Origin of the sequence: Agrobacterium sp. CNPSo 3708 (genome assembly GCF_028674915.1) — a bacterium.
GTDB lineage: Bacteria > Pseudomonadota > Alphaproteobacteria > Rhizobiales > Rhizobiaceae > Agrobacterium > Agrobacterium cavarae.
Map to the genome: position 1 here is coordinate 344,711 of NZ_JAQZSF010000001.1, position 14,066 is coordinate 358,776.

A 14,066-nucleotide genomic window follows, 5' to 3' on the forward strand; every position below is an offset into this window, starting at 1 on the left:
CACTCAAGGTAGGGCAGAAGACAAAATTTAACGTTTCGGAAATCCATTGGGCATCGCCATGCGTAACGTTCGACATGAAGAAGATGGACCTGGAAGTCATGAATATATCGTCGCGGTCAAGAGACGGACGGGCACAGCGTAAGGTTGCCGTTATTGGTTCCGGTATCTCTGGCCTCTCGGCTGCGTGGCTCCTGGACAAGTCCTGCGACGTCACGCTCTATGAGAGTAACCACCGACCAGGCGGCCATGCCAATACGGTCGATGCCGAACCTGCGGGCAAGGCTCCCATTGCCGTCGATACGGGATTTATCGTCTACAACGAGAAGAACTACCCCAATCTTGTGGCTCTGTTTGCGCATCTCGGCGTGCAGACGGCTGCCTCCGACATGTCCTTTGCAGCATCGCTTGGCGGTGGAGCGCTTGAGTATTCGGGCTCCGACCTTGCCGGTCTGATTGGCCAGAAGTCCAATCTCTTTCGCCCGCGCTTCTGGAAAATGGTGCGGGACATCATGCGCTTCTACAAGGTCGCGCCGGATCTTCTGAAAGACGAGAGCCTGCGCGGCGTCAGTCTCGGCGCCTATCTCGATCGAAACAACTATTCGGCAGGCTTCATCGACGATCATCTGCTGCCGATGGGGGCTGCGATCTGGTCGATGACCGCCAACGACATGCGCGATTATCCGCTGCACGCCTTCATTCGCTTTTTCGTCAATCATGGCCTCGTCCAGCTTTCCGGCCGCCCGCAATGGCGGACTGTCAAAGGCGGAAGCCGGGAATATGTGTCGCGCGTGCTTGCCGAGTTTCGCGGAACGGTGCGCCTTTCAAGCCCGGTGGCCGCCATCCGTCGCACGCCCGAGGGCGTGACCGTCGTCGACCGCGCAGGCGATGTCTCGGTTTTCGATGATGTGGTGATCGCCACGCATGCGGATGATGCCTTGTCGCTTCTGGCCGACGCTGACGATCATGAGCAGGCCCTCCTCGGGGCATTCGAATATACGAACAACACGGCCGTCCTTCACAGCGATGAGCGCCTGATGCCGAAGCGCAAGGCCGTCTGGTCGAGCTGGAACTATCTCAGCGAGCCGGGATCGCGCGGTACGGAGGCGCTTTGCGTCACCTACTGGATGAACAAGCTCCAGCCTATCGATCCTGCAACACCGCTCTTCGTCACGCTCAACCCCTCCCGCGCCGTCGATCCGGCCAAGGTGATCCAGAGCTTCGATTATACCCACCCACTTTTTGATACCAAGGCGATGGCGGCACAGAAGAGCCTGTGGTCGCTACAGGGCCGTCGCAACACCTGGTTCTGCGGCGCGCATTTCGGCAGCGGCTTCCATGAGGATGGCATTCAGTCCGGCCTTGCGGTCGCAGAAGCGTTGGGCGGCGTCAAACGACCTTGGACGGTGGAAAACGAATCCGGTCGAATCTTCATGTCGCCCGTCGAGGAGCGCGTCTGATGACGTTGCGCTCCGCGATCTACGCCGGCGATGTTGTGCATGCGCGCCATCGTCCGCGCCCGCACAAGCTGCGTTACCGCGTTTTTTCGCTGCTTCTCGACCTGGATGAATTGCCGCTTGTCGATCAGACGATGCGGCTCTTTGCCCATAATCGCTTTTCGATCTTCAGCTTTCACGACAAGGACCACGGCATCGGTGAAAAGGGCGCGCTGAAGGACTGGTGCCGGACGAGGCTTGGCGAGGCTGATATCGATGTGCCGCTTGAAGAGCTGCGTGTCGAAATGCTCTGCTATCCGCGCATCTTCGGCTATGTCTTCAATCCGCTGACGGTCTATTTCTGCCGTGACCGGCGTGAGAACGACCGGCTGGTCGCCATTCTCTATGAGGTCTGCAACACCTTCCACGAGCGCCACACCTATATCATTCCCACTCCGCAAGGCGCTGACGGCACCGTCCGGCATGCCTGCGACAAGGAAATGTATGTGTCGCCCTTCGTGCCGATGGAGTGCACCTATGATTTCCGCATCGATCCGCCACAGGAGATGGTGCGGGTTGCCATCAACGAGCGCGATGCCGAGGGCGAATTGCTGTTTGCCTCCTTCGCCGGCAAACGCCGTCCTTTGACGGATGGCGCGCTTGCCAGATGTTTTCTGTCCCATCCGCTGATGACGCTCAAGATCATGGGCGCCATCCACTGGGAAGCCCTTCTCCTCTGGGCCAAGGGCAATCCACTTTATCGTCACAAGGCCGCTGAGAGCCGCATTGCGAGCTCCGTCCCCGCCAAAACGCCGCAATCATGGGAGGCATGAAAAATGAGCCACGCTGAACAGGAAACGCGCCCGCTTCTCCTTCACGCAGCCCCTTTCTGGCAAAGGATGATCTGCCGGAGACTGAGCGGATTGACGCATGGACGTCTGACGCTCGTTTTTCCCGGCGGGCAGGAATATGTGTTGCAAGGCAAGGAGTCCGGACCGCATGGGGTCATTTGCCTGAACCGAGGTCGGTTGGTTCGTCGCCTGGTAACTGGTGGCGATATGGGTTTTGCACGCGCCTACATGGATGGTGACTGGGACAGCCCGGATATCTCCTCACTGCTGGAACTCGCTGTTGCCAACGAAAAAAGCTGGCTGTCGCTTTCGCAGCCGTCACGGCTGACGGCAACCATCGACTATCTGCGCCATCGTCTGCGCCGCAACTCCAAGTCTGGAAGCCGCCGCAACATCGCGTTCCACTATGATCTCGGCAATCGCTTCTACGGCGCATGGCTCGATGAGACCATGACCTATTCTTCCGCGCTCTTTACACAACCCGGCCAGACGCTGGCTGACGCGCAGAACGCCAAATACGACCGGATCGTTGAAGAGTTGCAGATCGGGCCCGACGACCACGTGCTGGAGATCGGTTGCGGTTGGGGCGGCTTTGCCGAATATGCCATGGCAAAGACAGGCTGCCGTGTCACCGGACTGACGCTCTCTCAGGAGCAGGCCGCCTATGCGCGCAACCGGCTTGCCAAGGCAGGCTTGTCAGAGCGCAGCGACATCCGGCTGGAGGATTACCGCGATTGCCAAGGCACCTACTCCAAGATCGTCTCCATCGAGATGTTCGAAGCCGTCGGCGAGGAGAACTGGCCGGTGTACTTCAAGCGGGTGCGGGAACTGCTGGCGCCTGGTGGCAAGGCCGTCGTGCAGGTCATCACCATCGACGAGCCGTTCTTCGACCAGTACCGCCGCAACGCCGATTTCATCCAGACCTACATCTTCCCCGGTGGTATGCTCCCCTCCATCACCGCATTCCGCCAGGCCGCAGCACGCGAAGGCGTTTCAGTCACCGATGAGCTGCGCTTCGGCCAGGACTACGACCGGACGCTGATGCTTTGGGATCGTGCCTTCATCGCCAATTGGGAACGAATCCAGCCAATGGGCTTTGACGAGCGCTTCCGTCGCATGTGGCAATATTATCTTCATTATTGCGCGGCGGGCTTCAGAGGCGGCCGGATCGACGTCGTTCAGTTCACGCTGGAGACGTAAAACAACGCACGCGATTTGCTCGCCCACAACCGAAAATACGCCTTCCTCGGGAACTTGCGGCCTCTCTTCACGTTATGGTGACAGATTTGAAGCGCCGGCACAGCCGGCTCCCAGCGGAGGCAACCCATGAATCAGATCATCTATATCGTCGGCCTGGTCGTTATCGTTCTTGCGATCCTGTCTTTCTTCGGCTTTCGTTGATGCTAAGCTCCCGGTTGTAAAATCGGGCGCATCGGAATAGTCTCACTAACGGGAACCGAGCCAATGCATGACGCGTTAGCTTGGGTTGTTAGGGAGGTGTTCAATGAAGCAGACCATATGGACAGAACCTGTCGAAGTCATCTTTGACAAGAATAGCCGGAACGTGATCTCCGGACCTTTCGATGCGCTGACGCTACTTACCGAAAACTGGCCGCACACCCGTGGGCTAAATTTCGTCCGAGCACGCAGCGCATGCCGCGCAGCACTCGACGGACGCAAGACGCCTGAAGAAGCACGCCGCTGCTTTGAAGACGCAGTGTCGGAAGCAACCACACGGAGGCCGCACTGAGCGGCCTTTATGCTGTCGGAGTTCTCGTCATCCTCCTTCTGCCGTCCCCGGGCGCCGCCCGAGGACAATGTGCATACGGGTAAGACTCGGGGCTCTAGAGCTGGAACCAGGGGCTTTAGTGATCCCACCAAAGCCCTTCGACAGCACTACCTCTTTACGTTCAGTCCGCACAGAAAAACGGCCCCTTTCGGAGCCGTTTATCGTGTGATGTTTTTACATCCAATATGGCGGAATGCCGTAGTAATCGTAGACCTTGCGGTCCTCGCGGCCATACCAGCTGTCGTCTTCGCGTTCGGCGAAGCGTGGCGCATTTTCGATCTGTTCCTTCGTCAGATCGACGCGGTAGCCATCAAGCTCTTCATCGTAATGGAGCTTTTCCCAAGGCAGCGGATAGTACTCGTCGCCGATGCCGAGGAAGCCACCGAAGCTCAAGACGGCGTAAGCAACGCGGCCGCCGCGCTTTTCGAGAATGATGCGTTCGATCGAGCCGATCTTCTTGCCGTCCGCGCCATAGACGTTCGTACCTTCGACCTTATCGCTCGCGATAAAGCTCGGGGTATCCTTGACATATGGGTCCTGACCGGCACGGGGTTCATGGTGAAGCATGATAAATCTCCTCTCGAGTGCGTTGATGCAGAATTAACCCAATCACGGAAAAATCGTTCCCAGGCCGCACGGGGATGCGTGCTCGCATTTGCGTGAGATGGTGACGTCAGATCGCGTGTGACGCCGCCTTCGGCTTGCCGACGCGGGCCAGCAGGATCACCGGGAGAATACCGATCAGCACGATGGCGAGGGCGGCAATCGAAGCTTCCTCATAGGTCCCCCTCGCCGCCTCGCCATAAAGCTGCGTCGAGAAAGTCTCGAAGTTCAAAGGTCGTAGAAGCAGCGTTGCCGGTAGCTCCTTGACGCAATCGACGAAGACCAGCAGGCCTGCGGCCGCCATGGCAGCCTTGGATAGCGGCAGATGCACATGGCGGAAGGTTGCGCCGGGCGCACGCCCCAAAGTGCGCGATGCGTGATCGAAGGAGAGAGGAATGCGGCTCAAGCCAGCGTCGATCCCGCCCGCGGCGATCGTCAGGAACCGCGCTGTATAGGCAAAGATCAAGGCGGCCCCGCTGCCGATCAGCAGAAGCCCGGTGGAGATGCCGAACCAACTCTGCATGGCTTGATCGACAAACCTGTCGAAGCCGCCAAGAGCGATCAGCACGCCGATGGCGATCACGGTTCCGGGCGCTGCATAGCCGACCGTCGCCAGCCGGAAAGACCATAGGGACGCCCTGCCCGGCACGATGCGCATGGCATAAGCGACCACAAGTCCGAGAAACAATGTGACGAGGGTGGCAAGTCCGGCAAAAACGATCGTGTTCACGGCCTCGGATTGGAAGCGCGCGGAAACACCGCTGAACTGATAGCGCGTCCATGCCTGCGTAATAAGATAGAGTGCGGGTCCGGCAAAGCCGATCAGGATCGGCAGGCTGCCAAGCGCAAAAGCAAGCCAACCCCAGACGCCTTCGATCCTGAGCGGTTCGAGCGTTCTGCTTTTCTGGGCGGAGAGCGAGTAGCGCTGCCTGCGCCGCGCCCAGCGCTCCAGCGCCACAAGGCCCACGACCAACACCAGCATGCAAAGGGCGATCTGCGCTGCTCCCGGCAGATCCGACTTCGTCACCCAGGTGGTGTAGATCGACACCGTCAGGGTGCGAACGCCAAGAAATTCCGACGCGCCGATATCGTTCAACGCTTCCATCAAGGTCAGGCTGATGCCAACAGCGATTGCTGGACGCGCCAAGGGGACGGCCACCCGCAGGAAGAGCGATCTGCGAGACGTGCCCAGAAGCCGCGCAGCCTCGAGCAGATTGCCGGCCTGGGTCAGGAACATGGCTCGCACGGGAATATAGACATAAGGATAGAGCACGAAGCCGAGCAGCAGGATGCATCCCGTCATGGAGCGTATATCGGGAAGGCGAAACTCCCGCGGGCTGGAATAGCCAAGCAGCCAGCGCACGGCCCCCTGGACGGGACCCAGCGGGTGGAGAATATCGAGATAGGCGTAAGCCATGATGTAAGTGGGCATGGCGAGCGGCAGGAGCAGCGCCCATTCTAGGAAGCCGCGCCCTGGAAAATCATGCGCTGCGACGAGCCAGGCGGACGCTGTACCCAGCACACCTGCGAGAATCCCGACGCCGAGAAGCAAAATCAGCGTGTCCGGCAAGGCAGTTGCCAGCACCGTATCGCGAAGATGTGCCCACAGCCCCGTCGAGCCCTGCATGGCTTCCGTCACCAATGCTGCCACTGGCAGAAGGGCAAGCCCCGCAATCACCGCCGATGCCACCAGCCACCAGACATTCGCATGGAATCTCGGTCTGGCCTTCATCGTCGTGGGACTGGCGCTGTCTGAAACCATGCGGGTACTCAAGCCTTATCGTGCATGAAATATCGATATACTGAAAAAAGGTGAAGGCGCCCGCGTGAACGGGCGCCTTGTCATGCCTATGCCAGACCCCTGATCCGAGGCCTAAGCCTTAGTTGTCGAAGCCGACCTTGTCAGCCAGTTCGCTCGCCTGCTTGCGGTGGGAGACGATTTCCGTCAACGGCGTCGGGTCGATCTTCAGTGTGCCGAAGGATGCAACGACCTCATTCAGTGATGCGCCTGGCTTCACAGGATATTCGAAGTTGGCTTCAGCATAGATCTTCTGCGCTTCGTCGGAGACGAGGTACTCGAGAAGCTTCACGGCATCGGCCTTGTTCGGCGCGTTCTTGGCAACTGCCGCACCGGAGATGTTCACCTGGGTGCCACCGTCCTTGAAGGTCGGAAGAATGACCTTGATCGCTTCGCCCCACTTGACCTGCTCTTCGCCGCCCTTGCCGGAGCGCATCAGGCCGACATAGTAGGAGTTTGCCAGACCGATGTCGCAAATGCCGCCGAGGATGTCCTTGGCAACGTCACGGTCGCCACCGCCAGCCTTGCGGGCAAGGTTGTCTTTGACGCCTTTCAGCCAGGCTTCGGTCTTTTCAGCGCCGTAATGGGCGATGTAATCGGCAAAGAGTGCGGTGTTGTACGGGTGCTGGCCGGAGCGAATGCAAACCTTGCCCTTCCACTTCGGATCGGCCAGATCTTCGTAGTTGAAGGTCGTCAGGTCGAGATCCTTGGCGGCGTAAAGGACGCGGGCACGCATGGAGAGCGCGAACCAGTTGCCCTTTGCGTCCCGCAGTTCTGCGGGAACGGACTCGGTCAGAACCTTGGACTCGACCGGCTGGGTGACACCCTTTTCGACGAGGTCGACGAGATTGCCGGCATCTACCGTCATCAGAATATCGGCTGGGGAGCTTGCGCCTTCACTCAGCACGCGCTCTGCAAGACCATCCTTCATGAAGACGGTGTTGACCTTTACGCCGCTTTCCTTGCTGAAGGCATCCAGCAGTGGCTGAACGAGAGCTGGTTCACGCGTGGTGTAGATGTTGATTTCCGCGGCATTGGCTGCGCCGGCGAATACCGCTCCGGCGACGCCGGCCAGAAGTGCAATATTTTTGGTATTGAAAAAACCCATCTATCTCCCCTTCGGACTTGAATGATGTCGAAGGCACTGACCATACATGATAATGTAAATCAAGTTTAATCTGATGGGCAATTAGCCGAAATGTTCACTTTGAGTTGAAAATGATGGGATTTTCCGAAGCGATTTTTCGGATTTCAATCCTGGGTAAATATCAGCACCTGCTGAGGGTCAACTGCAAAACGAACGTCCGTAACATCGATCGGTGTGCGCTTCATGCTACGCACGCGCAGATCCCGCTGCAAACCCGGAACGCTGATCGACAGCTGCTCGATCTCGCCCATGAACATGCGGCCCGACACCTGACCTAAGAGAAGATTGGCGTGAGACATGCTGTCGGCACCCTGCACTTCGATCTCAGCGGGACGAATATAGACGAGAGCAGGCGCCCCTTCCTTCAAATCGCCGCCATGGAAGAACCGGCCAATGGGCGTTTCCACATGTCCGTTTTTGACCGTCCCTTCCACTTTGTTGAAGGCACAGAAGAAATCGGCGGCATAGCGGCTGACGGGGCGGTCGTGCAGGTCATAGCCTGTCCCCGATTGGACGACATGGCCGGACTGCATGAGAACGACGCGGTCGCCGGCCGAAAGCGCTTCTTCCGGATCATGCGTCACCATGATCGCAGTGGTCTGAAGGGCGCGCAACAGGCCTATCGTTTCTTCGCGCACGCTGTCGCGCAGGCCGCGGTCAAGGTTGGAGAATGGCTCATCCATGAGCAGAATTTCAGGTTTCGGGGCCAAGGCGCGAGCAAGCGCCACACGCTGCTGTTCGCCGCCGGAAAGCGTGTGCGGATATCGTTTGGCAAGATCCGACAGGCGAACATGCTCCAGCATCTCTGCGGTGCGCGCGCGCGCCTCTTTTCGTGGCATTCCTTTCAGCCCGAAGGCAACATTCTGCTCGACGGTCAGATGGGGAAACAGCGCATAATCCTGAAAGACGAAGCCGATGCGGCGCTTTTCCGGTTCGACGAACCGGGAAGGGCCAGCAATCTCGATGCCATTCATACGCACGCTGCCCGCGTCCGGCGTCTCGACACCGGCGATGATGCGCAGCAGCGTGGACTTGCCGCAGCCTGAGCGGCCGACCAGGCAAATGATCTCACCCTTCGATACTGAAAGATCGATATCTTTCAAAACGGGCAAGCCGGCAAAGACCTTGCCGATTCCATTCAGTTGTAGCGCTGCAACCTCTGTCATCAAAAACATCCATCATCGACGTCAGTTTGTTGATTGCGCAATTCAGGATTAAAGTCAAAACGCAAATTTCCAAGAGCACGCGGCTGGTGATCCGGAAGAGTTGACGTTTACGTTAGAGTTAATTACGCTGAAGTGAGTAGATGACTTCGGGAGCATCATCTACCCTCGTGGCCGAGGACGGCAGACAATCTGATGGATGAGGACCCTTCAGGTGGATAAGGATGCCGAGGACGGTTGCGAGGAGCAGCGTGGGAGGAAAGCAATGAGCGATACAAGTGCGATTCGTCAGGAGCCTCGTGCCGTGCAGCGGCCATGGCTTGCATCTTATCCGCAGGGCATACCGGTGGAATTGCCCGATCTCGGCTACACCTCGCTTGCCGAGCTCCTGGAACGAAGCTGCAAGCAGTTTGCCGATCGCAAGGCTTTTTCCAGCATGGGAAAGTCCATCACCTATCGCGAACTTGAAGAACAGACGCGCGCCATTGGCGGCTGGCTGCAAAGCATCGGTCTGCAGAAGGGTGACCGCGTCGCGGTGATGATGCCGAATATTCTGCAGAACCCGGTTGCGACCTACGCGATCCTGCGCGCTGGCCTGACGGTCGTGAACGTCAATCCGCTCTACACCCCGCGTGAACTCGAACATCAGTTGAAGGATTCCGGTGCGAAAGCGCTGTTCGTTCTGGAAAACTTTGCCCATGTGGTGCAACAGGCGCTGCCGAAAACCGATGTGAAGCATGTGATCGTCGCGACCATGGGCGATCTTCTGGGCTTCAAGGGTCACATCGTCAATCTTGTGGTGCGCAAGGTCAAGAAGCTCGTTCCTCCTTATGCGCTTCCGCAGGCGATCAGCTACAAGAGCGTGCTGAAACAGGCGCGCAATACGACGCTGAAACCCGTCAATCTGACCCGCAACGATGTCGCCTTTCTGCAATATACCGGCGGTACGACCGGCATTTCCAAGGGCGCGGTTCTCACCCATGCCAATCTTCTGGCCAACAAGGCGCAGATCGCGCTGTGGATGGAGCCGGTCTTTGCCCGAAAGAACCGGCCTGAGGTACTGAATTTCGTCTGCGCCCTGCCGCTCTATCATATCTTCGCGCTGACGGTGAATTCGCTGATGGGCATTGCGCTTGGGGGACACAACCTGCTGATTGCCAATCCGCGCGATATTCCCGGCTTCGTCAAGGAATTGTCAGGCTACAAGGCGCATGTCTTTCCGGGCATCAATACGCTGTTCAACGCGCTGATGAACAATGAGGATTTCCGCAAGCTGGACTTTTCCTCACTGGTGCTGGTTCTGGGTGGCGGCATGGCCGTGCAGCGCCCGGTGGCCGAACGCTGGTTCTCGATTACCGGCACGGCGATCAGCGAAGGTTACGGCCTTTCGGAGACCTCGCCGGTCGCCACGGTGAACTGCCTTGACCTGAACGACTTCAGCGGCACGATTGGTCTTCCTGTTCCGTCCACCGATATCGATATTCGCGACGATGACGGCAACAGCCTGCCGATTGGCGAAGTCGGCGAAATCTGCATTCGCGGTCCGCAGGTGATGGCCGGTTACTGGCAGCGTCCGGACGAAACCGCCAAGGTGATGACACCGGACGGTTTCTTCCGCTCCGGCGACATGGGTGTGATGGATGAACGCGGCTTCACCAAGATCGTCGACCGCAAGAAGGACATGATCCTAGTCTCCGGCTTCAACGTCTATCCGAATGAGATCGAAGAAGTGGCGGCGGCCCATCCGGGTGTGCAGGAATGCGCCGCTGTCGGCGTGCCCGACGAGCATTCCGGCGAAGCGGTGAAGCTCTATGTGGTCAAGAAAGACCAGTCTTTGACCGCGGCGGAACTGAAAGCTTTCTGCGCCGAGGGCCTGACCAACTACAAGCGGCCCAAACATATCGAGTTCATCGCCGAAATGCCGAAGACCAATGTCGGCAAGATCCTGCGCCGTGAACTGAGAAAGCTGGCTAACTGATTGGCGTCGTTTGGAATAATTCAGCCGAACACGCCTTGATTTGGCCCGATGAAAGAGAATAGTTTCCTCATCCTTCCACGGAGCATGAGGAGCTTTCCATGCAGGCCATCGTCGAGACCCTGAAATCCACAGCCGCCAGCACCAACGCGACGGACATTCGAGCCGCCTTTGCCGCAGATGGTGAGCGCTTCGAACGCTTCAGCGCCCGCTTCGACGACCTTTTGATGGATTACTCCAAATGTGCCGTGAATGACGACATTCTGGCGCTGCTCGAAACGCTCGCAGCCGAAGGCGGTGTGGCGCAAAAGCGCGAAGAGATGTTCTCCGGCAAGGAGATCAATTTCACCGAAGGGCGCGCCGTTCTCCATACTGCTCTTCGCAACCGTTCGAACACGCCCGTGCTCGTCGACGGCAAGGACGTGATGCCGGATGTGAACGACGTTCTTTCCGCCATGGGCAAGTTTGCCGATGCGATCCGCTCCGGCTCGCTCAAGGGCGCAACCGGCAGGAAGATCACCGACGTCATCAATATTGGCATTGGTGGCTCGGATCTTGGCCCAGTCATGGCAACGCTTGCTCTTGCGCCTTTCCATGACGGTCCCCGCTCGCATTTCGTCTCCAACATCGATGGCGCTCACATTGCCGACACGCTGAAGCTGATCAACCCGGAAACGTCGCTCTTCATCATCGCTTCCAAGACCTTCACCACCATCGAAACGATGACGAACGCGGCGACTGCCCGCAAGTTCATCGCCGATGCGCTGGGTGAAGAGGCCGTCAAGCATCACTTCTGCGCGGTTTCCACAGCGCTCGACAAGGTCGCTGCCTTCGGTATCGACAGCGACCGGATTTTCGGTTTCTGGGACTGGGTTGGCGGACGTTACTCCATCTGGTCGGCCATTGGCCTGCCGCTGATGATCGCCATCGGCCCGGAAAAATTCGGCGAGTTCCTCGACGGCGCGCATGCGATGGACAAGCATTTCCGCGAGGCGCCGTTCCGCCAGAACCTGCCGATGCTGCTTGGCCTGATCGGCTTTTATCATCGCAACGTGTTGAACTACCCGACACGCGCTATCCTGCCCTATGACCAGCGGCTGTCGCGCTTCCCTGCCTATCTGCAGCAGCTCGACATGGAATCGAACGGCAAGGGTGTGACCATCGACGGCACGCCGGTAGACGGCCAGTCCGGCCCGGTCGTCTGGGGCGAACCCGGCACCAATGGCCAGCACGCCTTCTACCAGCTGATCCACCAGGGCACGAGCATCATTCCCGCCGAGTTCATGATCGCCGCCAACGGCTTCGAGAAGGAACTGCGCCATCAGCATCAGCTGCTGATCGCCAATTGCCTTGCCCAGTCCGAAGCGTTGATGAAGGGTCGTACGCTGGCGGAAGCCAAAGCACAGCTGACATCCAAGGGCATGGACGACAAGAAGGCGGATTTCATCGCGCCGCACCGCGTCTTCACCGGCAACCGCCCGTCGATCACCTTCGTCTATGACAAGCTGACGCCTTTCGCACTCGGACGCCTGATTGCGCTCTACGAACACCGCGTCTTCGTCGAAGGCGTGCTCTTCCGCATCAACTCCTTCGACCAGTGGGGCGTGGAGCTCGGCAAGGAACTGGCAACCGGCCTGCTGCCCGTGGTGGAAGGCAAGGAAAGTGCGGCCGATCACGACAGCTCGACCCAAGGGTTGGTCAAGGCGCTGGCAGGGCTGGCTTCCGCTTAAAGAGCCTGATCCATTACGAAAAAAGCCGGGACGTCGATCCCGGCTTTTTTGCGTCGTCAGGCTGAGGAACCGTTTTACGGCGACAGTTCCTCAAGAACCTTGCCCTTGGTTTCCACCGCAAACAGCATCGTCACGATGGCACCGATAATCAAGATGATGGCGAAGGTGGCGAAGACATATTGAATACCAAAGGACGACATGACGAAGCCGACAAGCATCGGGCCAGCGGAAGAGCCGAGACGCAGCCAGGCGCTACCCGTGCCGGTACCGATTGCACGCATACGGGTCGGGTAGATTTCCGCCGAATAGAGGTAGAGCGAGAAAGTGACCGTCTGCACGATGGCGTAGGCGAGACCCGCCAGGATCAGCACCTGCACTGGCGAGGTCGCGCCAAGCCATGCGAGAATGACGAGCGGTACCGGAGCAAGAAGCAAGGCGCCAGCATACCAGCGTTTCCGCCCGACCTTATCGATCAGCAGGGCGCATATGACAGCTGCGACGACGCCAGCAGCAGAGGTCATAAAGCCATAGAGGATGCTGGTTTCGAGAGGCAGGTTGAAGGTCTGGCGATAGAGCGTCGGCAACCAGGTGATTGTTCCATTTGCCACCATGTAGGCGCAGAACCACATCGCCCAGATCGAGAGCGTCCGCTTCAGATAGATGCCCTGGAACAGTTCTTTCCAGTCGGACTTGCGTCTCACAGGCGTTGCCACGATGCGCGGCTCAGGAAGCTCTTTGCCGGATGCGCGTACACTTTCCTCCATGCGAGAGACGATGGCGTCGGCTTCGTCATAGCGGCCATTCGCGGCAAGCCAGCGGGGCGATTCCTTCAAGAACCAACGCAGCGGGATCATCAGGATGGCAGGAACCAGACCGACGACGAACATGGCTTTCCAACCATAGACCGGCACCATGAAGTAACCGATCAGACCGGCGCCCACGAGGCCGAGCAGGAACATCACTTCGTAGAGCAGGAAGAAACGGCCACGTCCTTTCGAGCCAATCAACTCGTTGATGTAGGCGCTGGCAACCGGCACTTCGCCGCCGGTTCCAATCCCCTGAACGAAGCGGAAGGCCATCATCATTCCGGCACCAGCGGCAAAGAGGCAGGCCACATCCATGCTGACGAAAAGAAGAATGGTGAAGAGCAGCACTTTCAGGCGCCCGACCTTTTCAGCAAGCCAGCCAAACAAGATCGCGCCGATCAGCTGACCGAGATATCCCATCGACAGGATCATGCCCGTCTGGGCAGGGGTAAGCCCCCATTCGCGCACGAGAACGGGCATGGCATAGGCGATTGCAATCACCGTGTAGCCGTCGAAAAACGTTGCCGCTCCGACGATGTTGCGCGCCCAGAAGACTTCTCTGGTAATCGGAAGACGTTCCAACCTGGCGCTGATATCGGCCTGCGGATCCGCAAGGGCCTTCGTGTTGCCCTTTACGGGCTGCATGATATTCATTGAGTTCCTCCTCACCCTTGCCGCTCTCTCCCGACGGCGACCTTGTTCCTGCTCTTCTGCTTCTTTCTACGACGTTGCTGTCAGACCTCAATCAGGGGAGCCGAATCGGCTGGACTG

The 14,066-nt window shown here is 58.5% G+C and carries 11 protein-coding genes; 6 read left to right on the forward strand and 5 right to left on the reverse strand.

Annotated elements, in window-relative coordinates:
• Positions 1-83 precede the first annotated feature (83 nt).
• From PVA19_RS01590 to PVA19_RS01605, 4 genes are all read left to right on the forward strand, one after another.
• Positions 84-1,457 (forward strand): NAD(P)/FAD-dependent oxidoreductase, encoded by a 1,374-nt coding sequence (locus tag PVA19_RS01590; protein ID WP_274101083.1) that lies wholly within the window; start codon positions 84-86, stop codon positions 1,455-1,457.
• Complete coding sequence (locus tag PVA19_RS01595) at positions 1,457-2,266, forward strand: DUF1365 domain-containing protein (RefSeq protein WP_274100945.1); 810 nt, start codon at positions 1,457-1,459, stop codon at positions 2,264-2,266. Before PVA19_RS01590 ends, PVA19_RS01595 begins: the two co-directional genes overlap by 1 nt.
• 3 nt (positions 2,267-2,269) lie before the next feature.
• Positions 2,270-3,484 carry an SAM-dependent methyltransferase gene (locus PVA19_RS01600; protein WP_274100946.1) on the forward strand — a complete coding sequence of 405 codons (1,215 nt, stop codon included), beginning with the start codon at positions 2,270-2,272 and terminating at the stop codon, positions 3,482-3,484.
• A 304-nt stretch (positions 3,485-3,788) separates the two neighbouring features.
• Entirely contained in the window at positions 3,789-4,034 is a 246-nt protein-coding gene (locus tag PVA19_RS01605; RefSeq protein ID WP_062445658.1) for a DUF982 domain-containing protein, read from the forward strand.
• A 213-nt stretch (positions 4,035-4,247) separates the two neighbouring features.
• Here PVA19_RS01605 and PVA19_RS01610 read toward each other — a convergent pair whose 3' ends face one another.
• The 4 genes from PVA19_RS01610 to PVA19_RS01625 form a co-directional block, all read right to left on the reverse strand.
• The gene (locus tag PVA19_RS01610; protein WP_274100947.1) at positions 4,248-4,640 is read right to left on the reverse strand and encodes a PRC-barrel domain-containing protein; all 393 of its coding nucleotides are present in this window, start codon (positions 4,638-4,640) and stop codon (positions 4,248-4,250) included.
• 106 nt (positions 4,641-4,746) lie between these two features.
• Positions 4,747-6,438 carry an ABC transporter permease gene (locus PVA19_RS01615; protein ID WP_443111614.1) on the reverse strand — a complete coding sequence of 564 codons (1,692 nt, stop codon included), beginning with the start codon at positions 6,436-6,438 and terminating at the stop codon, positions 4,747-4,749.
• Between the two features lie 118 nt (positions 6,439-6,556).
• Complete coding sequence (locus PVA19_RS01620; RefSeq protein WP_274100948.1) at positions 6,557-7,582, reverse strand: Fe(3+) ABC transporter substrate-binding protein; 1,026 nt, start codon at positions 7,580-7,582, stop codon at positions 6,557-6,559.
• A 143-nt stretch (positions 7,583-7,725) separates the two neighbouring features.
• Positions 7,726-8,787, reverse strand: coding sequence for an ABC transporter ATP-binding protein (locus PVA19_RS01625; RefSeq protein WP_274100949.1), 1,062 nt, complete (start codon positions 8,785-8,787; stop codon positions 7,726-7,728).
• Between the two features lie 262 nt (positions 8,788-9,049).
• Here PVA19_RS01625 and PVA19_RS01630 point away from each other — a divergent pair, with 262 nt between their 5' ends.
• The gene (locus PVA19_RS01630) at positions 9,050-10,762 is read left to right on the forward strand and encodes a long-chain fatty acid--CoA ligase (RefSeq protein WP_274100950.1); all 1,713 of its coding nucleotides are present in this window, start codon (positions 9,050-9,052) and stop codon (positions 10,760-10,762) included.
• Between the two features lie 98 nt (positions 10,763-10,860).
• The gene (gene pgi / locus PVA19_RS01635; protein ID WP_274100951.1) at positions 10,861-12,489 is read left to right on the forward strand and encodes a glucose-6-phosphate isomerase; all 1,629 of its coding nucleotides are present in this window, start codon (positions 10,861-10,863) and stop codon (positions 12,487-12,489) included.
• 74 nt (positions 12,490-12,563) lie between these two features.
• Here the strand turns inward: pgi and PVA19_RS01640 are convergent, their stop codons facing one another.
• Positions 12,564-13,949 (reverse strand): MFS transporter, encoded by a 1,386-nt coding sequence (locus PVA19_RS01640; protein ID WP_274100952.1) that lies wholly within the window; start codon positions 13,947-13,949, stop codon positions 12,564-12,566.
• Positions 13,950-14,066 lie beyond the last annotated feature (117 nt).